Source organism: Nonomuraea thailandensis (assembly GCF_024172165.1).
GTDB lineage: Bacteria > Actinomycetota > Actinomycetes > Streptosporangiales > Streptosporangiaceae > Nonomuraea > Nonomuraea thailandensis.
The window spans coordinates 5,863,001-5,884,327 of record NZ_JAMZEB010000002.1 but is presented as its reverse complement, the minus strand read 5'-3'; the positions used below and the strand labels follow the sequence as shown (position 1 = coordinate 5,884,327).

Annotated in this window: 21 protein-coding genes; 10 read left to right on the top strand and 11 right to left on the bottom strand. The window is 72.1% G+C overall.

Features of this window, described 5'->3' with window-relative positions:
• Nucleotides 1-34 precede the first annotated feature (34 nt).
• Nucleotides 35-691 carry a response regulator gene (locus tag HD597_RS30470; RefSeq protein WP_253746395.1) on the bottom strand — a complete coding sequence of 219 codons (657 nt, stop codon included), beginning with the start codon at nucleotides 689-691 and terminating at the stop codon, nucleotides 35-37.
• Nucleotides 688-2,133 (bottom strand): sensor histidine kinase, encoded by a 1,446-nt coding sequence (locus tag HD597_RS66020; RefSeq protein WP_253746393.1) that lies wholly within the window; start codon nucleotides 2,131-2,133, stop codon nucleotides 688-690. Before HD597_RS66020 ends, HD597_RS30470 begins: the two co-directional genes overlap by 4 nt.
• A 176-nt stretch (nucleotides 2,134-2,309) precedes the next feature.
• On the opposite strand from HD597_RS66020, the gene lon reads away from it, so the two are divergent.
• The 6 genes from lon to HD597_RS30435 all read left to right on the top strand — a co-directional run bounded on the left by lon (nucleotide 2,310) and on the right by HD597_RS30435 (nucleotide 10,541).
• Nucleotides 2,310-4,670: an endopeptidase La gene (gene lon, locus HD597_RS30460; RefSeq protein WP_253746392.1), complete on the top strand. Its 2,361-nt coding sequence runs from the start codon at nucleotides 2,310-2,312 to the stop codon at nucleotides 4,668-4,670.
• Nucleotides 4,671-5,074: 404 nt separating this feature from the next.
• Complete coding sequence (locus HD597_RS30455; protein ID WP_253746391.1) at nucleotides 5,075-6,028, top strand: methionine ABC transporter ATP-binding protein; 954 nt, start codon at nucleotides 5,075-5,077, stop codon at nucleotides 6,026-6,028.
• Nucleotides 6,025-6,681, top strand: a complete 657-nt coding sequence (locus HD597_RS30450; RefSeq protein WP_253746390.1) for a methionine ABC transporter permease — start codon at nucleotides 6,025-6,027, stop codon at nucleotides 6,679-6,681. The genes HD597_RS30455 and HD597_RS30450 overlap by 4 nt, the downstream gene beginning before the upstream one ends.
• A 9-nt stretch (nucleotides 6,682-6,690) precedes the next feature.
• Nucleotides 6,691-7,530, top strand: coding sequence for a MetQ/NlpA family ABC transporter substrate-binding protein (locus tag HD597_RS30445; RefSeq protein ID WP_253746389.1), 840 nt, complete (start codon nucleotides 6,691-6,693; stop codon nucleotides 7,528-7,530).
• A gap of 86 nt (nucleotides 7,531-7,616) precedes the next feature.
• Entirely contained in the window at nucleotides 7,617-9,152 is a 1,536-nt protein-coding gene (locus HD597_RS30440) for an AMP-binding protein (protein ID WP_253746385.1), read from the top strand.
• A gap of 156 nt (nucleotides 9,153-9,308) precedes the next feature.
• On the top strand, nucleotides 9,309-10,541 hold the full coding sequence (locus HD597_RS30435; protein WP_253746384.1) for a S1C family serine protease: 1,233 nt from the start codon (nucleotides 9,309-9,311) through the stop codon (nucleotides 10,539-10,541).
• A gap of 140 nt (nucleotides 10,542-10,681) precedes the next feature.
• Here the strand turns inward: HD597_RS30435 and HD597_RS30430 are convergent, their stop codons facing one another.
• The 8 genes from HD597_RS30430 to HD597_RS30395 all read right to left on the bottom strand — a co-directional run bounded on the left by HD597_RS30430 (nucleotide 10,682) and on the right by HD597_RS30395 (nucleotide 18,980).
• Nucleotides 10,682-11,422 (bottom strand): ABC transporter permease, encoded by a 741-nt coding sequence (locus HD597_RS30430; protein ID WP_253746383.1) that lies wholly within the window; start codon nucleotides 11,420-11,422, stop codon nucleotides 10,682-10,684.
• Entirely contained in the window at nucleotides 11,415-12,296 is an 882-nt protein-coding gene (locus tag HD597_RS30425; RefSeq protein ID WP_253746382.1) for an ABC transporter ATP-binding protein, read from the bottom strand. The genes HD597_RS30430 and HD597_RS30425 overlap by 8 nt, the downstream gene beginning before the upstream one ends.
• Nucleotides 12,296-12,619, bottom strand: a complete 324-nt coding sequence (locus HD597_RS30420; protein WP_253746381.1) for a winged helix-turn-helix domain-containing protein — start codon at nucleotides 12,617-12,619, stop codon at nucleotides 12,296-12,298. The genes HD597_RS30425 and HD597_RS30420 overlap by 1 nt, the downstream gene beginning before the upstream one ends.
• Nucleotides 12,616-13,236 (bottom strand): hypothetical protein, encoded by a 621-nt coding sequence (locus HD597_RS30415; RefSeq protein WP_253746379.1) that lies wholly within the window; start codon nucleotides 13,234-13,236, stop codon nucleotides 12,616-12,618. The genes HD597_RS30420 and HD597_RS30415 overlap by 4 nt, the downstream gene beginning before the upstream one ends.
• A 218-nt stretch (nucleotides 13,237-13,454) precedes the next feature.
• On the bottom strand, nucleotides 13,455-15,284 hold the full coding sequence (locus HD597_RS30410) for an amino acid ABC transporter ATP-binding/permease protein (protein WP_253746377.1): 1,830 nt from the start codon (nucleotides 15,282-15,284) through the stop codon (nucleotides 13,455-13,457).
• Nucleotides 15,281-17,023, bottom strand: a complete 1,743-nt coding sequence (cydD, locus tag HD597_RS30405) for a thiol reductant ABC exporter subunit CydD (protein ID WP_253746375.1) — start codon at nucleotides 17,021-17,023, stop codon at nucleotides 15,281-15,283. Before cydD ends, HD597_RS30410 begins: the two co-directional genes overlap by 4 nt.
• Before the next feature lie 6 nt (nucleotides 17,024-17,029).
• Nucleotides 17,030-17,794, bottom strand: a complete 765-nt coding sequence (locus HD597_RS30400; RefSeq protein ID WP_253746373.1) for a cytochrome d ubiquinol oxidase subunit II — start codon at nucleotides 17,792-17,794, stop codon at nucleotides 17,030-17,032.
• A 13-nt stretch (nucleotides 17,795-17,807) separates the two neighbouring features.
• A complete protein-coding gene (locus tag HD597_RS30395; protein ID WP_253746372.1) occupies nucleotides 17,808-18,980 on the bottom strand; it encodes a cytochrome ubiquinol oxidase subunit I in 1,173 nt (390 codons plus the stop codon).
• 86 nt (nucleotides 18,981-19,066) lie between these two features.
• Here HD597_RS30395 and HD597_RS30390 point away from each other — a divergent pair, with 86 nt between their 5' ends.
• Complete coding sequence (locus HD597_RS30390; protein WP_253746370.1) at nucleotides 19,067-19,402, top strand: PadR family transcriptional regulator; 336 nt, start codon at nucleotides 19,067-19,069, stop codon at nucleotides 19,400-19,402.
• A 21-nt stretch (nucleotides 19,403-19,423) separates the two neighbouring features.
• On the opposite strand, the gene HD597_RS30385 is transcribed toward HD597_RS30390, so the two are convergent.
• Entirely contained in the window at nucleotides 19,424-20,092 is a 669-nt protein-coding gene (locus HD597_RS30385) for a permease prefix domain 1-containing protein (RefSeq protein WP_253746368.1), read from the bottom strand.
• Between the two features lie 101 nt (nucleotides 20,093-20,193).
• On the opposite strand from HD597_RS30385, the gene HD597_RS30380 reads away from it, so the two are divergent.
• The 3 genes from HD597_RS30380 to HD597_RS30370 are packed head-to-tail and all read left to right on the top strand — an operon-like array spanning nucleotide 20,194 to nucleotide 21,309.
• Complete coding sequence (locus HD597_RS30380; protein ID WP_253746367.1) at nucleotides 20,194-20,547, top strand: VOC family protein; 354 nt, start codon at nucleotides 20,194-20,196, stop codon at nucleotides 20,545-20,547.
• The gene (locus tag HD597_RS30375; RefSeq protein ID WP_253746364.1) at nucleotides 20,544-20,885 is read left to right on the top strand and encodes an ArsR/SmtB family transcription factor; all 342 of its coding nucleotides are present in this window, start codon (nucleotides 20,544-20,546) and stop codon (nucleotides 20,883-20,885) included. Before HD597_RS30380 ends, HD597_RS30375 begins: the two co-directional genes overlap by 4 nt.
• A complete protein-coding gene (locus HD597_RS30370; protein ID WP_253746358.1) occupies nucleotides 20,863-21,309 on the top strand; it encodes an SRPBCC family protein in 447 nt (148 codons plus the stop codon). Before HD597_RS30375 ends, HD597_RS30370 begins: the two co-directional genes overlap by 23 nt.
• The last annotated feature ends 18 nt before the right edge of the window (nucleotides 21,310-21,327 follow it).

Sequence of the window (21,327 nt, the reverse complement as noted above, 5' to 3'; positions counted from 1 at the left end):
GTGGAGGGGAACGCGAGTGACCGCACGCGCGCGGTCACTCGCCCGGGCGCACCAGCCCCGTCTCGTACGCGTACACGATCGCCTGAGCCCGATCGCGCAGGCCGAGCTTCATCAGCATCCGCCCCACGTGCGTCTTGACCGTCTGCTCGGCCACGAACAGCTTCTCGGCGATCTCCTGGTTGGACAGCGCCTGCGCGACCAGGCTGAGCACCTCCGTCTCCCGCTCGGTCAGCTCGTCGAGGCGCCGCCCCGCGATCGGCCGCGGCGCGCCCATCCGGGCGAACTCGGTGATCAGCCGCTTGGTGATCGCCGGGGCGATCAGCGCCTCCCCGGCCGCCACCACGCGGACGGCCTCGGCGAGCTGCGCGGCCGAGGCGTCCTTGAGCAGGAACCCGCTGGCCCCGGCCCGCAACGCCTCGTAGACGTAGTCGTCGAGGTCGAACGTCGTCAGGATGAGCACCTTGGCCGTGCTCTGCCGTGCCATGAGCTCCCTGGTCGCCTCCAGGCCGTTCATGACCGGCATGCGCACGTCCATGAGCACCACGTCGGGGCTCAGCTCGGCGGCCCGCTCGACCGCCTCCCGCCCGTCCGCCGCCTCGCCCACGACCTCGATGTCGGGCTGGCCGCTCAGGAACACCGTGAACCCGGTGCGCACCATGCCCTGGTCGTCGGCGATCAGAACCCGGATCAAACGCTCTTCCTCTCCGCGATCGGTAACGCCGCGAGCACCTCGAAGCCTCCACCGGCGACGGGGCCCGCGTCGAGCGTGCCGCCGAGCAGCACCGCCCGCTCCCGCATGCCCACCAGCCCCTGCCCCGCCCCGCGCGCCTCCTGCGCCGTGCCGGGCTCGGTGCCCGCGCCGTTGGCGACGCGCAGCCGCAGCTCCTCGCCCCGGCGGGCGATCTCCACCGCGACGGTGGCGCCGGGCGCGTGCCGCATCGCGTTGGACAGCGACTCCTGCACGATCCGGTACGCCGACAGCTCCACGGCCTGCGGCAGCCCGTCGAGCGCGCCGGACCGCTTGACCAGCACGGCCAGCCCGGTGGCGCGCGCGTTGGAGACCAGCTCGTCGATCCGGTCGAGCCCCGGCTGCGGCGCGGTGTCGGTGCGGCCCTGGGGGTCGCGCAGCACGCCCAGCACCTGGCGCAGCTCCGCGATGGCCTCCAGCGACAGCCCCCGGATCTCGGCCAGGCCCGCCTCGAGCTGCGCCACGTCGCCGGCCGCCTTGAGCGGCACCGCCTCCGCCTGGATGGCGATCACCGACATGTGGTGCGCCACCACGTCGTGCAGCTCGCGGGCGATGCGGGCGCGCTCCTCCAGCACCGCCTGCGCGCCCTCCGCCTGCCGCGTGCGCTGCTCCTCCTCCACCAGGCGGGCCGTGGCGGTGCGCCGGGCCCGCACGTTGTAGCCGAACAGCACGGCGACCGACGCGATGATCGAGGCGATGAACATCGAGTCGGGGTGGACGATCCACAGGGTGAGGACCGTGAGGACCCACACGCCCGCCGTGATCCGCCGCTCGCACCGGACCGCCACCGAGTAGAGGACCAGCGGGTACATGATGATCGCCGTGATGATGTAGGGCGGCTCGCCTTCGCCGATCGAGAGGGTCAGCCAGATGACCACGGGCGACATCACGAAGGCGACCCGCCACGCCGCCAGCGGCCACCGGTCGCGCAGGGCGACGGGCAGGGAGACGCCGATCGCGGCCAGGTAGGAGAAGATCAGCGGGGCGGGACCGTGCGCGGCCGGGTCGGCGGCGTAGGCGCGGGCGGCGCTCTCGTTCCAGTCGAGGGTGGTGCTGATCGTGATGCCGTACAGGACGAACGCCAGCAGGAGGTCGGCCACCTGGACCAGGTCCCACGACTGGTAGGGGACCAGCGCCTCCATCTGGCGGGGGACCTTCAGCCGCAGGCGGCGCGTGGCGGGCGGGGGATCGGCGTCCCCCTGGAACAGGGCCAGCGCGAACGGCCGCCCGACCACCTGCCCGGCCCGCTTGACCCGCTCGGCCCGCTCGCCCCGCCCCTCGTCACGCGCGCCGGCGGTCTCGGCGGCGCCCTCACGCGCCCGCCCCCACGGGCGCAGGCGGGCGAGCGACCGGCCGAGCGAGCGGGCGCGCTGGACGAGGATCACCTGGTCAAGCTTACGAGCGCACGCGCGCCGGGTCGTCACCCCAGGGTCTGACGTTCCCGTCACCCGAAGGTAGCGATTACATCATTACGATCGCCGTGAGCGAACATCGGCAAGGAAGGGAACAGGCAGGGGCTCCGATGAGTTGAGCCGGTATAACTCAACCCTTTGGAGTTCGCATGAGTGAGAGCTTGATCCTCCCGGTCCTGCCGCTGGACGACGAGGTCGTCCTGCCGGGCATGGTGGTTCCGCTGGACCTGTCCGACTCCGAGGTGCGCGCCGCCATAGACGCGGCCCGTGCATCCGGTGGCAACAAGCCACGGGTCCTCCTCGTTCCCCGGATAGACGGCCGTTATGGCGCGATCGGCGTGCAGGCCGTTGTCGAGCAGGTCGGGAGGCTGCCGGGCGGCGAGCCCGCCGCCGTCGTGCGCGGCGTGAACCGGGTTCGCGTGGGCACCGGCACGACCGGCCCCGGCGCCGCACTGTGGGTCGAGGCCGAGACGATCGACACCGTCGCCGCCGGTGAGCGCGCCCAGGAGCTGGCCAAGGAGTACAAGGCGCTGGCCACCACCATCCTGCAGAAGCGCGGCGCCTGGCAGGTGGTCGACCAGGTCAACACGATCGACGACCCCTCCGTGCTGGCCGACAGCTCCGGCTACACCCCGTGGCTGAGCACGGCGCAGAAGGTCGAGCTGCTGGAGGCGGCCGACCCGGCCGAGCGGCTGGCCAGGCTGATCGAGTGGTCCCGCGACCACCTCGCCGAGCTCGACGTCGCCGAGACGATCCGCAAGGACGTCCAGGAGGGCATGGAGAAGCAGCAGCGCGAGTTCCTCCTGCGCCAGCAGCTCGCCGCCGTCCGCAAGGAGCTCAAGGAGCTCAACGGCGACTCCACCGAGAGCGAGGAGGAGGACTACCGCGCCCGGGTGGAGGCCGCCGACCTGCCGGAGAAGGTGCGCGAGGCCGCGCTCAAGGAGGTCGACAAGCTGGAGCGGACGCCCGACCAGTCCCCTGAGACCGGCTGGATCCGCACCTGGCTCGACACCGTCCTCGACATCCCGTGGAACGACCGCACCGAGGACAACTACGACATCGCCGGCGCCAGGGCCGTGCTCGACGCCGACCACACGGGCCTCGACGACGTCAAGGACCGCATCATCGAGCACCTGGCCGTGCGCAAGCGCCGCCAGGACAAGGGCCTCGGCGTGGTGGGCGGCCGCCGCAGCGGCGCCGTGCTGGCCCTGGCCGGCCCTCCCGGAGTCGGCAAGACCTCGCTGGGCGAGTCCGTGGCCCGCGCGATGGGCCGCAAGTTCGTCCGCGTCGCGCTCGGCGGCGTCCGCGACGAGGCCGAGATCCGCGGCCACCGGCGCACCTACGTCGGCGCGCTGCCCGGCCGCGTCGTGCGCGCCATCCGCGAGGCCGGCTCGATGAACCCGGTCGTCCTGCTCGACGAGGTCGACAAGGTCGGCGCCGACTACCGCGGCGACCCCACGGCCGCCCTGCTGGAGGTGCTCGACCCGGCGCAGAACCACACGTTCCGCGACCACTACCTCGAGGTCGAGCTCGACCTGTCCGACGTGCTGTTCCTGGCCACGGCCAACGTCCTGGAGGCCATCCCCGGGCCGCTGCTCGACCGCATGGAGGTCGTCACGCTCGACGGCTACACCGAGGACGAGAAGGTCGCGATCGCCCGTGACCACCTGCTGCCCAGGCAGCTGGAGCTGGCCGGGCTGACCGCCGAGGAGGTCAAGGTCGAGGACGCGGCGCTGCGCAGGCTGGCCGCCGAGTACACCCGTGAGGCCGGCGTGCGCTCGCTGGAGCGCTCGGTCGCGAGGATCCTGCGCAAGGTGGCGGCCAAGGACGAGCTGCCCGTCACCGTGGGCGAGAGCTCCCTGGTCGACTACATCGGCCGGCCGAGGTTCGTGCCGGAGTCGTCGCTGCCCGAGGCCAAGCAGCGCACCTCGGTGCCCGGCGTGGCCACCGGCCTGGCGGTCACCGGGGCCGGCGGCGACGTCCTGTACGTCGAGGCGTCCCTGGCCGACCCGGAGACCGGCGAGACGGGCCTGACCCTGACCGGCCAGCTCGGCGACGTGATGAAGGAGTCGGCGCGGATCGCGCTGTCCTACCTGCGCTCGCACGGCGCGGAGCTGGAGCTGCCGGTCACCGCGCTGAAGGACCGCTCGGTGCACGTGCACTTCCCGGCCGGCGCGGTGCCGAAGGACGGCCCCTCGGCGGGCGTGACGCTGACGACGGCGCTGGCCTCGCTCCTGTCCGGGCGGCAGGTGCGCGGCGACGTGGCCATGACCGGCGAGATCTCGCTGACCGGGCGGGTGCTGCCGATCGGCGGCGTCAAGCAGAAGCTGTTGGCGGCGCACCGGGCGGGCATCACGACCGTCCTCATCCCGGCCCGCAACGAGCCGGACCTGGACGACGTGCCCGAGGAGGTCCGCAAGGAGCTGACCATCCACACCGTCAGCGACGTGCGCGAGGTGCTGGACATCGCGCTCACGTCGGCCAAGGTCGCCTCCTCCGTGGCGGCCTGACCCCAGGACGAACGCCCCGCCGCGCCCGGCCTTCCCAGGGCGCGCGGCGGGGCGTTCGCATGCCGGCGCTCACGCGCAGTGATGCAGATCACGAAACAGATCAGGAATATGGGGATCTAACCCCGGCGTTAGCAAGGGCGTGAACGAGGCATACGCGACCGGTCGCGGCGTCCCCATGATGGGGGCCGCGTGTCGCCGCATGCGTATGGGGCGAATGCCTGCCCGTTAAGAGCGACCCGTCCCGCCCGTTCTCCTCGAAGGCCATCATGATCGCACCTGGTTTCGTGCTGCGCAGGCTGAGCCACCTGCCCTTCCACCCCGGCACCCGCTGAGGGCCGGAGCCCTCCTCCACCGGTGATGTACGTTCCCGCGGCCCCGGCCGCCCTCAGTCATGGGGATTCCCAGTGATCCAGGCTTCAGGCCTGCGCAAGCAGTACGGCACGACCGTCGCGTTGGACGGCGTGGACCTGCACGTGCGCGAAGGCGAGATCCACGGCGTGCTCGGCCAGAGCGGCGCCGGCAAGAGCACGCTCCTGCGCTGCGTCAACCTGCTGGAGCGCCCCACCGCGGGCACCGTCACCGTCGCCGGCCAGGACCTCACCGCGCTCGCCGACCGCGACCTGAACCGCGCCAGGCAGCGCATCGGCATGATCCACCAGCACTTCGCCCTGCTCTCCTCCCGCACGGTCGCCGGGAACGTGGCCTTCCCCCTGGAGGTCATGGGCGTGCCCAGGGCCGAGCGCGAGCGCCGCGTCGGCGAGCTGCTGGAGCTGGTCGGACTGGAGGGGCGCGGCAAGCACCGCCCCCACCAGCTCTCCGGCGGCCAGAAGCAGCGCGTCGGCATCGCCAGGGCGCTGGCGGGCAACCCGTCGGTGCTGCTGTCGGACGAGGCCACCTCCGCGCTCGACCCGGCCACCACGCAGTCGATCCTGGCCCTGCTCAAGCGGCTGAACGCGGAGCTGGGCCTGACGATCCTGCTCATCACCCACGAGATGAACGTGGTCAAGAGCGTCTGCGACTCGGTCGCCATCATGGCGCAGGGCCGCATCGAGGAGTCCGGCTCCATCGCCGACCTGATCAGGACGCCGGGATCCCGACTGACCAGGGAGATCTTCCCGCTGCCCGAGCCCGCGCCGTCCGGCTCGGTGACGCTGACGTTCACCGGCGAGCCGGGCCGGCCCGTGGTGTCGGAGGTGGTGCGCAAGTTCGACGTGGACCTGAGCATCCTCGGCGGCTCCATCGAGGACCTGGCCGCGGGGTCCGTCGGCCGCCTGCGGGTGGCGCTGGACGGGGCCGAGGCCCCTGCCGCGCTGGCGTACCTGCGTGATTCCGGACTGATCGTGGAGGAGGCGCCGTGACCTGGGAAGAGATGCTGCCGCTGCTGTGGCCGGCGACGGTGGAGACCGCCGTGATGGTGGGCTGGGCCACGCTGTTCACCGTGCTGCTCGGGCTGCCGCTGGGCGTGGCGCTCGTGGTGTTCGACCGGGACGGGCTGCGGCCGCTGCCCGCGTTCAAGTCGGGGCTCGGGTTCGTGGTCAACATCGGGCGGTCGCTGCCGTTCATCGTGCTGATGATCGCGATCATCCCGTTCACCCGGCTCGTCGTCGGCACCACCATCGGGACCGCCGCGTTCGTGGTGCCGCTGACCGTGGGGGCGGTGCCGTTCTTCGCCCGGCTGGTCGAGACCGCGCTGCGCGAGGTCGGCACGGACGTGGTGCAGGCGGCCCAGGCCATGGGTGCGAGCAGGACCGAGATCGTGCGCAAGGTCCTGCTGCCCGAGGCGCTGCCCGGCCTGGTGGCGGGCCTCACCGTCACCGTCGTCGCGCTGATCGGCTACTCCGCCATGGCCGGCACGCTCGGCGGCGGCGGGCTGGGCGACCTGGCGGTCCGGTACGGCTACCAGCGGTTCGAGACGCTCCTCATGATCGTGACGGTCGTGCTGCTGCTCGTGATCGTGCAACTCCTGCAGAGCCTGGGCGACTGGGTCGCTCGGCGCCTTTCGCATAAGTAAGGAAAAATCATGAAAATTCACCGCCTTGTAGGTGCCGTCGCGCTGGCTCTGTCGCTCGCCGCATGCGGCACGTCGCAGTCCGCGACGGGGACCGGCGCCGACACCGCGGCGTCGCAGGGCGCCGACGCCGTGCTGAAGGTCGGCGCCAGCCCCGTGCCGCACGCCGAGATCCTGAACTTCGTCAAGGACAACCTGGCCCCGGCCGCCGGCCTCAAGCTGGAGGTCGTGGAGTTCACCGACTACGTGCAGCCGAACGTGCAGCTCGACGAGGGGCAGCTCACGGCCAACTTCTTCCAGCACAAGCCGTACCTCGACGACTTCAACTCCACCAAGGGCACCAAGCTGAGCTTCGTCACGCCGGTGCACCTGGAGCCGCTCGGCCTCTACTCCAAGAAGATCACGGACGTGTCCGCCCTGGCCAGTGGCGCCACCGTCGCCCTGCCCAACGACGCCACCAACCTCGGCCGCGCCCTCAAGCTGCTCGCCGACAACGGCCTCGTCACGCTCAAGGACGGCGTCGGCACCGCCGCCACCGAGCGCGACGTGACGGGCAACCCGAAGAACCTGCAGTTCAAGCCGCTGGAGGCGGCGCAGCTCCCGCGCTCGCTGGAGGACGTGGACGCCGCGGTGATCAACGGCAACTACGCCATCGAGGCCAGCCTCAAGCCTGCCACGCAGGCGCTGGTGCTGGAGAAGACCGAGGGCAACCCGTACGTGAACGGCCTGGTCGTGCAGGCCGGCCACGAGAAGGACGCGAACATCGTCACCCTCGGCAAGCTGCTGCAGGACCAGAAGGTCAAGGACTTCATCAAGCAGAAGTACGAGGGCTCGGTCATCGCCGCCGAGTGACCCGCAGCCGCGGCCTCGACGGGAGGCCGCGGCTGCACCACGCGGGTTCTGGCGCGGCGGGCGATCAACCGAATACTGTTCTGTTCATGCATCCGGGAGCCATCGCAGCCGTCACCCCCGACAAGCCCGCTGTGATCATGGCGGGCTCCGGGCAAGTCATCACCTTCCGCGAACTGGACGAAGAGTCGAACCGCCTGGCCCACCTGTTCCGCGCGGCGGGGCTGCGGCCGGGTGACCACATCGCGTTCATGCTCGCCAACCACCCCCGCTTCCTGGCCATCGCGTGGGCCGCGCACCGCTCGGGCCTGTACTACACCCCTGTCAGCTCGCGGCTGCAGACCGACGAGCTGGCCTACATCGTCGGCAACTGCGGGGCGCGGGTCTTCATCTCCAGCGCGGACCTGGCCGCCGTCGCCACCTCGATCACCGGCGCGACCCCCGGCGTCGAGCTGCGCCTCATGCTGGACGGCGTGGCCGAGGGCTTCGAGTCGTACGAGGAGGCGGTGGCCAAGCAGCCGGTCACCCCGATCGAGGACGAGTGCCTGGGCGCCGACATGCTCTACTCCTCCGGCACCACGGGCCGCCCCAAGGGCGTCAAGCTGGCCGCCACGCACGGCCCGCTCGACGAGCCCGGCATGTTGTTCAAGCTGATCCAGGGCCTGTTCGCGCCCACGCCCGACAGCGTCTACCTCTCGCCCGCGCCGCTCTACCACGCCGCGCCGCTGCGCTACAGCCTGACCTTCCAGCGGCTCGGGGCCACGGTCGTGGTGATGGAGCGCTTCGATCCCGAGCGGTACCTGGCGCTGGTGGAGCGGTACGGGGTGACGCACTCGCAGCTCGTGCCGACGATGTTCATCAAGATGCTCAAGCTGCCGGAAGAGATCCGCGCCAAGTACGACATCTCAACACTCCAGTACGCCATCCACGCCGCCGCCCCCTGCCCCGTCCCCGTCAAGGAACAGATGATGGACTGGTGGGGCCCCATCATCCACGAGTACTACGCGGGCACCGAGGGCAACGGCTTCCTCTACGTCGGCCCCGACGACTGGCTCCGGCACAAGGGCACGGTCGGCCGCTCCCTGCTCGGCGTCGTGCACATCTGCGACGAGGACGGCGACGACCTGCCGCCCGGCGAGCACGGCACGATCTACTTCGAGAACGGCGGCCGCTTCGAGTACCACGGCGACCCCGACAAGACCCGCTCGTCCCAGGACCCGCTCGGGCGCGGCTGGACCACCCTCGGAGACATCGGCTACCTGGACGAGGACGGCTTCCTGTACCTCACGGACCGCCGCTCGTACATGATCATCTCCGGCGGCGTGAACATCTACCCGCAGGAGGCCGAGAACGTGCTCTCGGTGCATCCGAAGGTGGCCGACGTGGCGGTCTTCGGCGTCCCGGACGAGGAGATGGGCGAGCAGGTCAAGGCCGTGGTCGAGCCGGTGTCCATGGCCGAGGCGGGGCCGGCGCTGGAGGCGGAGCTGATCGCGTACTGCCGGGAGCAGCTGGCGCACTACAAGTGCCCCAAGTCGGTGGACTTCCGCGAGGAGCTGCCGAGGCACCCGACGGGCAAGCTCTACAAGCGGCTGCTGCGCGACGAGTACTGGCCGGCGGCCGGGTAAAAATCATGGAGATCTTTCCGGCCCGGCATCCCCCGGCCCCACCTCGGTCGATAAGGGCTTCGTCAGGCCGGGCCGACCCCGCTGAATCATCGGCTTAACCAGGTCTTACGCGCTTGTTGACACCCTTGAATCATCGGGATTTGAGGGAGATGGAAGATGAACGCGAACGAGCCTCGCGAGCAGGGCACCGGCGGGTGGAGCCAGTTCGGCGCCACCCCGCCGGCCGCCGGGGGCTTCCCCCGGCGGGACACGATCGCCATGGAGGTGCCCGCACCCCCGCCCCCTCCGCCGTCGGGGAAGCACGGTCTCACCGCCGCGCAGAAGGCCATCGCGGGACTGGCGCTGGCCGCGATGGCGGTCGGCGGCGGTGTCGTGGGGGCCGTCGTCGCCACCTCGTTCCAGCCTGAGCCGGTCGCCAGTAGCAGCCCCAGCTCGCCCAGCCCCGTCTTCAGGTCCGCCTCCGACCAGCTCACCGTGGCCGAGGTCGCCGCCAAGGTGCAGCCCTCCGTCGTGATGATCCAGGGCCAGAGCGGCGAGGGCTCCGGCGTGGTGCTGTCGGAGGACGGGCTCATCCTCACCAACAACCACGTGGTCGTCGGCGCGGGGCAGGGCGGTCAGATGACCGTCAAGTTCAGCGACGGCAAGACGGCCAAGGCCAGCGTGGTCGGCACCGACCCCGCCACCGACCTCGGTGTCATCCGCGCCGAAGGCGTCTCGGGGCTGACCGAGGCCTCGCTCGGCGACAGCGACCAGCTCAGGGTCGGCGACTCGGTGCTCGCCATCGGCAGCCCGCTCGGCCTCGACGGGTCCGTCACCGCCGGCATCATCAGCGCCCTGGACCGCACGCTCAACCTCGGCGACGACCAGCCGCAGGTCCCGCCGGGCTGGGGCGAGCAGCGGCAGCAGCAGAGCGCGCCCACCACCATCGGCGGCGCCATCCAGACCGACGCCTCCATCAACCCGGGCAACTCCGGCGGCGCGCTGGTCAACGCGGCGGGCCAGCTCGTCGGCATCAACACCGCGATCGCCTCGCAGGCCGCCGGCGGCGGCGTCGGCTTCGCCATCCCGGTCAACACCGCCAAGCAGGTGGCCGACCAGCTCATCAGCACCGGCAAGGTCACCCACGCCTTCCTCGGCGTGAGCGTCACCGACGCGACCGGCGACGTGCCCGGAGCCCTGGTCCGGCAGGTCACCGCGGGAAGCCCGGCCGAGCAGGCGGGGCTGAGGGAAGGCGACCTGATCACGAAGATCGGCGACAAGGCGGTTGACGGAGGCGATACGGTTGTCGGGCAGGTCAGAGGTTTCAAACCGGGCCAAGAGGTCAAGATCACATATATGAGGGATGGCGCGACCCAGGAGGTCAACGTCACGCTCTCGGAGAACAAGTAACAAGGACCCCCTCATGGACGGGTGTGCCGTTGAGATCGCTGCGGACTCGGCGGCACACCCCCCCGGTCACCGGGCCCGGCTTCCACGCTGAAGCGGGCCCGTTCCCCTAGGAGGCTCGTCCCCCTAGGAGGCTCGTCCCCTTAGGAGAAGCGCCGGCCCTCGTCGCGCCGGTAGGCCCAGGCCGCCGCGATCGCCGCCACCACGGTCCAGCCGGCCAGCGAGATCAGCGCCACCGCGTTCGGGGTGGTGCCCGCCGTGACCGCCCACAGCAGCTCGGCGACGCCCCGCGTCGGCACGTACGGGGAGACGACCTCGATGAAGTCGGGCAGGATCGCCGGCGGCAGCAGCAGCCCGCCCACGATCGCCATCGGGAAGAACAGCACCTGCGAGGCGGCGATCGCCGCCTTGGCCGACATCACCGACCCGATGAACAGGCCCATCAGCATGAACGGCACCACCCCGACGACCAGCGCGCCCAGCCCCAGCAGCAGCCGCAGCGGCGTGGTCGTGGCCTCGGTGAGGAACGCCGCCACCAGCAGCACCGGCACCACCGAGACCAGCGTGCCGGCCAGCGCCGCCAGGATCCGCCCGGTGAAGCGGGGGACCGGGCCCGCGGGCAGGGTGCGCAGGTACGGGTTCCACGGCAGCTCGCGGTCCTGGGCCACGGTGATGCTCAGGTTGACGAGCGTCCCGGCCATCGCGCCGAAGAACATCATCGACCCCGTCGCCATGGTCGCGGCCCTCGGATCGTCGCCCGCGAACGGCACCACGAACGCCACCATCGAGATGGCCGGGAACAGCGAGCTCGCCAGCAGCCCGACCGGCACCCTGAGCTGCTCCAGCAGGAAGAGTCTCGTGTGCGCGACGACCAGCTCAGGCATGGGCCGGCTCCTTCGTGGTGAGGGTGAGGAAGGCCTCCTCGAGGGTGGTGGGCCTGATCTCCAGGCCCGAGAACGGCGTGCCGCTGCGTACGAGCTCGACGACCAGCCGGTCGGGGTCGGTGGTCATCAGGCTGACCCGCCCGTCCACGCGCTCGGAGCCGAGCACGCCGGGCAGCTCGGGCAGGTCATCCGCGACGAGCGAGACGCGCCGCACGCCCACGATGTCGCGTACGGCGCGCACGGTGTCGTCGGCCAGCACCCGGCCGGAGCCGACCACCACCACCCGCTCGGCCAGCGCCTCGATCTCCTCCAGGTAGTGGCTGGTCAGCAGCACCGTGCCGCCGCCCTCGTGGAAGGACCTGATGCCCTCCCAGAGCGTGCGCCGGGCCTCCACGTCGAGCCCGGTCGTCGGCTCGTCCAGGAAGACCAGCCGGGGCTTGCCCGCGAACGCCAGCGCCACCGCCAGCCGCCGCCGCTGCCCGCCGGACAGCCCGCCGACCTGCCGCCTGACCAGGTCGCTCAGCCCGAAGCGGGCCAGCAGCTCGCCTCTGTCCTCGCGCTCGGGGAAGTGCGCCGAGACGAAGTCGACGATCTCGCCGACCCGTAACGTCTCCGGCAGCCCCGTCTCCTGCGGGGTCACGCCGATGCCGCGGCGCATGACCGGATCCCCGGGCGAGCCGCCGAACAGCTCGACCGCGCCCGACGTCGGCCGGCGCAGCCCCACGAACAGGTTGATCAGGGTGGACTTGCCCGCGCCGTTGGGGCCGAGCAGGCCGACCAGCTCACCCGCCCTGATGTCGAGCGAGACGCGGTCGAGCGCCAGCACGTCGCCGTATCGGCGGGAGACCTCGATCGCCCGGGCCAGAACCGTCATCACGAGCCTCCAGCGTTGTCGAGCAGGGTGCGGATCGCCGCGGTGTAGTCCTCGAACGCCAGCCGCCCGCGCTTGGTGAGCCGCGCGAACGTGACCGGCGTGCGGCCCCGATGCGTCTTGTTGATGGCCACGTATCCGGCCTCCTCCAGCTTGGTCAGATGCACCGACAGATTTCCCGCCGTCATGCCGAGCAGGTCCTTCAGCGAGTTGAAGGCCATCTCGTCCCCCTCCGCGAGGACGTTGAGCGTGGCCACCACCCGCAGCCTGGCCTGGGCGTGGATGACGGGGTCGAGCTCGGGCAGCGCCCTGTCGTCCGCGGTCACGTGCGCAGCCTCACCACGATCCCCACGGCGATGAACCCGCCGCCCAGCAGCACCGCCGACAGCAGCGCGTGCCAGCCGGCGCCGAGCAGCACGCCCAGCCCGTTGACGCCGGCGATCCAGACGCCGAAGAAGAACATCGGCCAGGCCAGGAAGACCGCGCCGCCCGCCATGTACAGCACCGCCACCAGCATCAGCGAGCTGCCGCCCCACATCAGGCCGCTCTCCTGGGGCGGCAGGTGGGGGCTCATCCTGGAGCAGATGATGTTCATGAGCAGGAAGCCCGCGAACCAGGAGTAGCCGAACATCGCCCCTCGCGCGTTCGAGTCTCCGCGGACCCGTCTGTTCATCCCCACGAAGCCGCGCGCGGCGACGGCCCCCGCCACGATCAGGCCCGCCAGCAGCACGCCCACGGCCTGCGGCTGGGAGATCGGCGCGTACGGGCGGCCGTCGAGGCCGTAGTGCAGGAACAGCGCCGTGAAGCCGAGCAGCCAGGCCACGCCCCACGGGATGTAGAGCAGCAGCGGATCGCCGGAGAGCCACTTGGCGGTGGCGGCGCTCTGCTCCTCGATGACGCGGAGCATCTCCTCGGGACTCGGTGCGCGCTCGTCTTCCGTCATGCAAACCCCTCGATCCTGCAAAGTGGTTTGAATCGTAAACCTCATAGCGCCGCCAACTCAAGTCACCGGACGGAACGGGCAGGCTCGCGGGCCCCTGGCCGGGCGCGTGGCTCAGCGGCCCGCAGGCGGGCGCGGGCCTACCGGCCCGCAGGCGGGCGTGCGCTCAGCGGCCCGCACGCGGGTGCGGGCTCAGCGGCCCGCTGGTGGGTGCGGGCCGGTCATCGCCTCGTCAGGACCTCGGACTCCCACAGGTCGCGGTAGTAGCCGGGCACGGAGACCAGCTCGTCGTGGCGTCCCCGCTGCACGACCCGGCCCTCCTCCAGCACGACGATCTCGTCGACCGACTCCAGCCCCTTGAGCCGGTGGGTCACGAGCAGCGTCGTGCGGTCGCGGGTCACGTCCAGCAGGTCGGCCATCAGCCGGTCGGCCGTCTCCTCGTCCAGCGCCTCGGCCGGCTCGTCGAGCAGCAGCACCGGCGGGTCGTACAGCAGCGCCCTGGCCAGGGCCAGCCGCTGGAGCTGGCCGCCGGACACGGTCCTGCCGTCCTCGCCCAGCTCGGCGTCCCAGCCGGTGCGCTCCACCCAGCCGTCGAGCCGGGCGTCCCGCACGGCGCGCCGCAGCGCCTCGTCGTCCGCGTCGGGGCCGGCCAGGCGCAGGTTGTCGCGCAGGGTGGCGCGGAAGATGTACGGGTCCTGGGTCAGGCCCGTCATCAGCGCCCGGACGTCGTCGCCCGCCAGGTCCCCGAGGCCGACGCCGTTGACGGTGATGCGGCCGGACTCGGGCTCGACCAGGCGCATCAGCGCGGCCAGCAACGTGCTCTTGCCCGCCCCGCTGGGGCCGACGATCGCGACCCGCTTGCCGGGCGTCAGCCGCAACGACACCCCGTCCAACGCCGGCCGCCCCGCCCGCTCCGGCGCTGCACGCTCGTCCAGCGCGGGCCGGTGGGCCCGGCCCGGTGCCGGCTCTCCGGCCTCTTCCGGTGCGGGCCGTCCGGCCCCGTCCGGCGCCGGACGGCCGCCGTGCGCAGCGTCCGGCGGGACCTCGGGCAGGTCCGAGGTCGCGTGGCGGACCACGAGGTCGTCGATCTCGATGGTGAGCGGCGCCTCGGGCCGGGGCGCGGGCGCGGCGGGCTCCGTGGTGGCGGGGGAGGCCGAGCGTACGTCGCGCAGCCGCCGCAGGGCGGCGGTGATGCCCGCCATCCGCTCGCCGGCCGCGGCCAGCGGCAGCACCGGCTCGAAGGCGACCAGGGACGTCAGCGCCAGCACCGCCGTGCCCACCGACGACGCTCCGGCGCCCTGAGCCAGCAGCACGACGCCCGCCACCGTCAGCCCCTGCACCAGGGTGCCCCCCGCCAGGGCGGCGGCGTGCACGCGCGCCTGGCGGCGCTCCAGCGCGGCCAGGGACTCGTCGGCCGCCAGCGCCTTGGCCAGCGCCTCGTCATCGGCCCCGTACGCGGCCAGGTCGGCGGAGCCGTGCACCAGGTCGGCCACCCGGCCGGCCAGCGCCGCCCGCGCGGGGGCGATCCTGGCCGACCAGCGGCGCGCCGCCGCCGCGGTGCCCGCGGGCAGCGCCACCCCGGCCACCAGCAGCCCGGCCACCAGCACCAGCGCGGCCGACGGCAGGATCGCCAGCCCGACGACGACCGCCGCCAGCCCCGCCATCGCCGCCGCCGCGGCGGGCAGCAGGCAGCGGACCAGCAGGTCCTGTACGGCCTCGGTGTCGTCCACCATCCGGCTCAGCAGGTCGGCGCCGCCGTGGCGGGGGCGCTGGGGCGGGACGAGGGCCTCGTACAGCCGCTCCCGGGTGCCCGCCTGGGCGCGCAGGGCCACGTCGTGGCCGGTGAGGCGCTCGGCGTAGCGGAAGACGCCCTTGCCGGTCGCGAACGCCCTGGTGGCCACGATCGCCACGCTCAGCGCGGCCAGGGGCGGCTGCTCGGCGGCCCTGGTGATCAGCCACGCGGCGGCGGCGATGAGCCCCAGCCCGGCCAGGTCGGCCGCCGACCCCGCCAGGACGGCCCACAGCAGCCGCGTCCCCATCCGCCGGTTCATCGCGCGCTCCCCTCGCTCCGCACCGCCGCGCGGGGATCGGCGGGGGATCGGTGGCGGGTGGTGTCGGAGACGACACGGCCGTCGTGGACGCGGATGACGCGGTCGGCGAGGTCGATCATGGCCGGGCGGTGCGCGACGATGACGGCCGTGCGGTCGCGGGCCAGGTCCGCGGTGCCCGACACCACGGCCGCCTCGCTGCGCCCGTCCAGGCGGGCCGTGGGCTCGTCCAGGAGCAGGACCGACGCGGCCGGGCGGCAGAAGGCCCTGGCCAGGGCGATGCGCTGGCGCTGACCCGCCGAGAGGTCGGCGCCGCGCTCGCCCAGCACCGTGTCGAACCCCTGGGGCAGGGCCGCCACGAAGTCCGCGTGCGCCGCAGCCGCGGCCCTGCGCACGTCGTCCGGCGAGGCCGAGGGCGAGCCGAGGCGGATGTTGTCGGCCACCGAGGTGGCGAACAGGTGCGGGCGCTGCGCCACGAACGCCAGCCGGGCCCGCCAGCCCACCAGGTCCAGGTCGCGCAGGTCCGTGCCGTCCACGAGGACCCGGCCCTCGGACGGCCGGACGAAGCCGAGGATGAGGTGGAGCAGCGTGCTCTTGCCGCCGCCGCTCTCGCCGACCAGGGCCACCCGCTCGTGCGGGCCGATGGTGAGCGAGACGTTCTCCAGGGCGGCGCCGTCGCGGCCGGGATAGCGCACGGTGACGTTCTCCAGCCGGATCTCCGGCGCCCCGCGCCGCTCGCCGGCCGCCCCCGGCGTCTCCCCGCGCTCGCCGGACGCCTCGGGCCGGGCGGCGTCGTCCTCCGGCCGATCCAGTACGGCGAAGGCCGCGTCGGCGGCGGCCACCCCCTCCATGGAGGCGTGGAAACGTGTCCCCATGGCCCGCAGCGGCAGGTAGGCCTCCGGCGCCAGCAGCAGCACCAGCAGCGCCGTCGTCAGATCCAGCGACCCCCCGAGCAGCCGCAGCCCGATCGGCACCGCGACCAGCGCCAGCGACAGCGACGCGCACAGCTCCAGCACCAGCGAGGACAGGAACGCCACCCGCAACGTCCGCATGGTGGCGGCGCGGTGCGCGTCGGCGATCTGCTGGATGACGGTGGCCTGGTAGCGGGCCCGGCCGAAGGCGCGCAGGGTGGGCAGGCCGCGCACCACGTCCAGGAAGTGCCCGCCGAGCCGCGACAGCGCCACGAACTGCTTCTCGGTGACCGCCTTCGTGGTCATCCCGACCAGCGCCCCGAAGACGGGGATGAGCGGCAGCGTGACCAGCACGATCACCGCGCTGGCCAGGTCGGCGGCGAACAGCCGGACCAGGACGGCCACGGGCACCACGGCGGCCACCGCGATCGCGGGCAGGTAGCCGGTCAGGTAGTCGTCGAGCCCGTCGAGGCCGCGCCCCGCCAGCGTGACGAGCTCGCCGGAGCGGTGCGCGGCGAGCCGGGCGGGGCCGAGCTCGCGCAGCCGCTCCAGGAGCCGGTGCCGCAGCGCGGACTTCACGCCGGTGGCGGTGCGCCCGGCGAAGACGCCCTGCGTCCAGGCCAGCAGCGCCCGCACTCCCACCACCCCCGCCAGCGCCGCCAGCGCGCCCCCGGCGGCCGCGGGGGCGAATCGCCCCGACAGCACTCCGGCCAGCAGCTCGGCCTGCACCAGCACGAGCAGCCCCGCCAGCACGGCGGCGGCCATGGTGAGGCCGAGGTGGAGGCGGACCGAGCGCTCGGCCCGCATGAGTGCGAGAAGATCCTTGTGCACGTTCCCTCAGAAGAACGACGGGAGCCGGAAGGCGTCCTTGCCTGGCCGGAAAGTGCGCCATACCCATACTTGCGCCCCGAGCATGATGGGTGCGACGGGCAGGACCATGACACTGAGCACATTCAGCGTGGCCGCCGGCGCGCTGTGGTCCAGCAGGTACGGCATCGCGCCCGCCAGCACTCCCAGCGCGGGCAGCGCGGCGACGAGCCCCGACACCATCAGCACCCACCCCGGTCTGGTGGCCCCGAACACGCCCGGAGTCCGCCAGGCCAGGAACGTCCAGCCGTGGAAGGCGAACAGCAGCGTCACGACCATGCCGAGCAGGAGCCCGAGCGGGTGCACGGGCGAGGACTCGAAGCCGGTGGCGGCGGCGTACAGGGCCATGCCCCAGCCGACCGACAGCCCGAGTGAGCCGAACGCGATCGCCGCGTCCCACAGGCCCCGCCACGCGGAGCCGTCGAGCCTGCGGCGGAACCACAGCCCGGCGTCGCGCAGCACCCAGCACAGCAGCATGGCCACGACCAGCGGGTACAGCCCGAACAGCACCTTGCCTTCGAGCAGCGGGTAGACGCCGAACATGGTCCCGGCGACCGCCACCAGCCACACCTCGTTGGCCAGCACGTACGGGGCCATGGCGGCCACCATCCGGTCCCGGTTCGCGCGCGTCCTGCCCAGCACGGGCAGCAGCAGGCCGACCCCCAGGTCGAAGCCTTCGAGCGCGAAATATCCGGCCAGCAGCACCGTGAAGACGGCGAACCAGATCACTTCCATGTCCAGACGCTCCTCAGTGGCTCAGCGCGGGGGTGCGCGGCTCTTCGCGGTCGGTGGCGCCGAGGTCGAGGGCGTGCGGGCCGCGCCTGATCACCCGGGCGATGAGGACGTAGTCGACGACCGCCAGCAGCCCGAGCACGGCGGTGAACCCGATGAGCGAGGTCGTCACCATCCCCGCGGTCAGGCCGGGCGACATGGCGTCGGCGACGGTGAGCCGCTCCCAGATCATCCAGGGCTGGCGGCCGATCTCCCTGGCCATCCAGCCGAGGATGGACAGGACGAACGGCAGCGGCGTCATCGCGATCAGGATCGGATGCGTCCACCGCGCCCGCGGCAGGATCCCGATCATCGGCAGCATCACGAACAGCACGACGAGCCCCAGGAGCTGCCCGAACTCGATCATGAGCCCGAGCGGGACGGCCGCGGCGGTGTTGTGGCTGCCGAACTTGCCCTCGGGGACGCCGGCGAACTGGGCGTACCCGAAGCCCATGGTCAGCAGCATCCCGACGGCCGCCGTCACCACGCCCATCCGCAGCGACCGGCCGAAGAACTCGGTCTCCTGGGCCCTGCGCCGCAGCCGGTACGCGCTCGCCCCCACCAGCACCATGCCCCCGGTGAACAGTCCCGCCCCGATCACGTGCGGGAAGGAGAAGACGAGGGTCTGGTTGGTGAGCAGCGCGCCGAAGTCGACCAGCTCCATCCGGTCGCCGCTGACGACGGCGCCGGCCGGGTTCTGCAGGAACGAGTTGGCCACCATGATGAAGAACGCGCTCGCGTACGCCGTCAGCGTCACGAGCCAGATGCACGCCAGGTGCGCCCACCTGGGCAGCCGGCCCCAGCCGAAGATCCACAGGCCGAGGAACGTGGACTCCAGGAAGAAGGCCACCAGGGTCTCCATGGCCAGCGGGGCGCCGAACACGTCGCCCGCGTAGTGCGAGAGCCCGCTCCACGCCAGGCCGAACTGGAACTCCATCACCAGCCCGGTCACGATGCCGAGGGCGTAGTTGATGACGTAGATCTGCCCCCAGAACCGCGTCATCCCCTCGTGCAGCGGCTTGCCCGACATCGCCCACCGGGTCTGCATGATCGCCACCAGCGGCGCCAGTCCCAGCGTGAGCACCACGAACAGGAAGTGCAGGCTGCCCGTCACCGCGAACTGTGTTCGCGCCAGATCCAGTACGTCCATGAGCGCTCCGTTGTTGTGCCTACCTACATATAGACAGCCTACATGTAGACTGGCTACTTAGCGGAACGGTGTTTAGGATCAGAGGCATGAACCCGGATGCGCTGCGCGGGCACATGGACGCGCTGTTGCTCTCAGTGCTGGAGCGCGAGCCGTTGCACGGCTACGCCATCATCGAGGCGCTGCAGGAGCGCAGCGGAGGCGCGCTCACCGTGCCCACGGGCACCGTCTACCCCGCGCTGCGCAGGCTGGAGCGCATCGGCTACCTGTCGAGCGAGTGGGCGACGGTGGGCGGGCGCAAGCGGCGCACGTACCGGCTGACCGACTCGGGCAGGAAGCAGCTCCAGGGGGAGCGGTCGGCCTGGCAGGAGTTCACCAGCGTGATCGGCAGCGTCCTGCGGTCGGAGGCGAGCGCCGTGCGGTGAGCGGGGCCGGCCCGCGCCGGCTCAGCGGGTGGAGCCGGAGGCCCGCGTCATGCGCACGCAGCGCGTGGCGCAGTAGATCTGGATGCCCCACATGGCCGACGTCACCAGGTTGGCCAGCAGGGCGGGCAGGCCGTGCAGGGTGTTGGGCGACTCCATGCCGAACGTCATGAGCAGGCTCAGCCCGGCCGTGATCGGCAGGGAGGCGAAGACGAGCACGCCCAGCGACCTGGTCGCCAGCCTCGGGCGGCGGATCCAGCGCGCTCCACGGCTCAGCGCGAACAGCACGAGCCCGCCGTACAGGCCGGTGCCGAGCTGGACCAGATCGAGCAGCACGGAGCTGGGGGAGTACCACCAGGGCTGGCTGAGCCAGACGTCGTCGGTGGCGGGATAGATCCGCCACAGGACCGACCACATGGCCACGGTGATCGGCACGCTGATGAACAGCAGCACCCCCAGCCGCCGCCCCGCGACCGCGGTCAGCTCGGCCTGGTAGCCGGGCGCGACCTCGTGGACCTCGCCGAACTCCGCCACCGCCCGCCGCTCGGCCTCCACCCGCGCCAGCCCGCCGGCCTCGAGCGCGTCGGCGGTGTCCACCAGGCTGTCGCGCGCCTCGACGACCAGGTCGCGCTTGGGGCCGTGGGGGCCGCTCAGGACGCCGTCGAGCTCGGCCACGTAGTCGTCGATGAGCATGTGCCCGAGTCTACGGAAGGCGATCTAGGGGGTCCATCGGGGAGCACCCTGAGATTGGTCCGGGTTGTCATGTAGGAAAATTCCTACGTATAGTGGCTGACATGCCAATCTCCTCCATCCTCACGGTCACCGTGCCCGTCGCCGACCAGGAACGGGCGCTCGGCTTCTACGCCCGCGTGCTCGGCTTCGAGGTGCGCACCGACAACCCGTTCCCGATGGGCCGCTGGCTCACCGTCGCGCCCAAGGGCGCCGAGACGACCCTGCTGCTGGCCTCCTGGTTCCCTGACATGGCCCCGATCGGCGGCCTCGTGGTGGGCGCGCCCGACCTCGACGCGCTGGCCGCCCGGCTCCAGGAGCACGAGATCGCCTTCCAGGGCCCGAGTGAGGAGGCGTGGGGCCGCCAGCTGCTGTTCCACGACCCGTTCGGCAACGGATTCGTGGTCAGCCAGGCGTGAGCGCCGATCACGTCTTCACCGCGCTGGCCAGCCCGGCCCGGCGCGAGCTGCTGCGCCTCCTGCTCGACGAGGGCGCCCAGCCCGCCGGCCGGCTGGCCGAGCGGTTCGACATGAGCAGGCCCAGCGTGTCGGAGCACCTCAAGGTGCTCAGGGACGCCGGGCTCGTGGCCGAGACCCGCAGGGGAAGGGAGCGCCACTACCGGCTGGAGGCGGGGCCTCTCATGGAGATCCGCGACTGGCTCACCCCGTACGAGCGGTTCTGGCGCGAGCGCCTGACCGCCCTGACCGACCTCCTCGACGAAATGGACGACGACCATGACGCACGACCGGACCGCTGAAGACCTGCGCGCGATCAGGCTCGACCAGTTCATCGCGCATCCGCCCGCCAAGGTGTGGCGGGCGCTCACCGAGCCCGACCTCGTCGCCCGCTGGCTCATGCCGGGCGACTTCAGGCCCGAGGTGGGGCACCGGTTCACGTTCACCACGCAGCCCAAGAAGCAGGTCGGCTTCGACGGGGTCGTCTACTGCGAGGTGCTGCGGATCGAGCCGGAGAAGCTGCTGCGGATCAGCTGGAGCGACAACAAGCGGGCCGACTGGACGGTCACCTGGCGGCTGGAGCCCGAGGGGAAGGGCACGCGGCTCTTCCTCGACCACGAGGGCTTCGACCCGGGCGACGAGCTGCAGCAGCTCTCGCGGCGGATCATGGGCGGCGGCTGGCCGCGCATGTTCGGCGCCATCGAGCTGATCGCCGCCGAGCTCTGACCAGCCGGAGTCACGAAG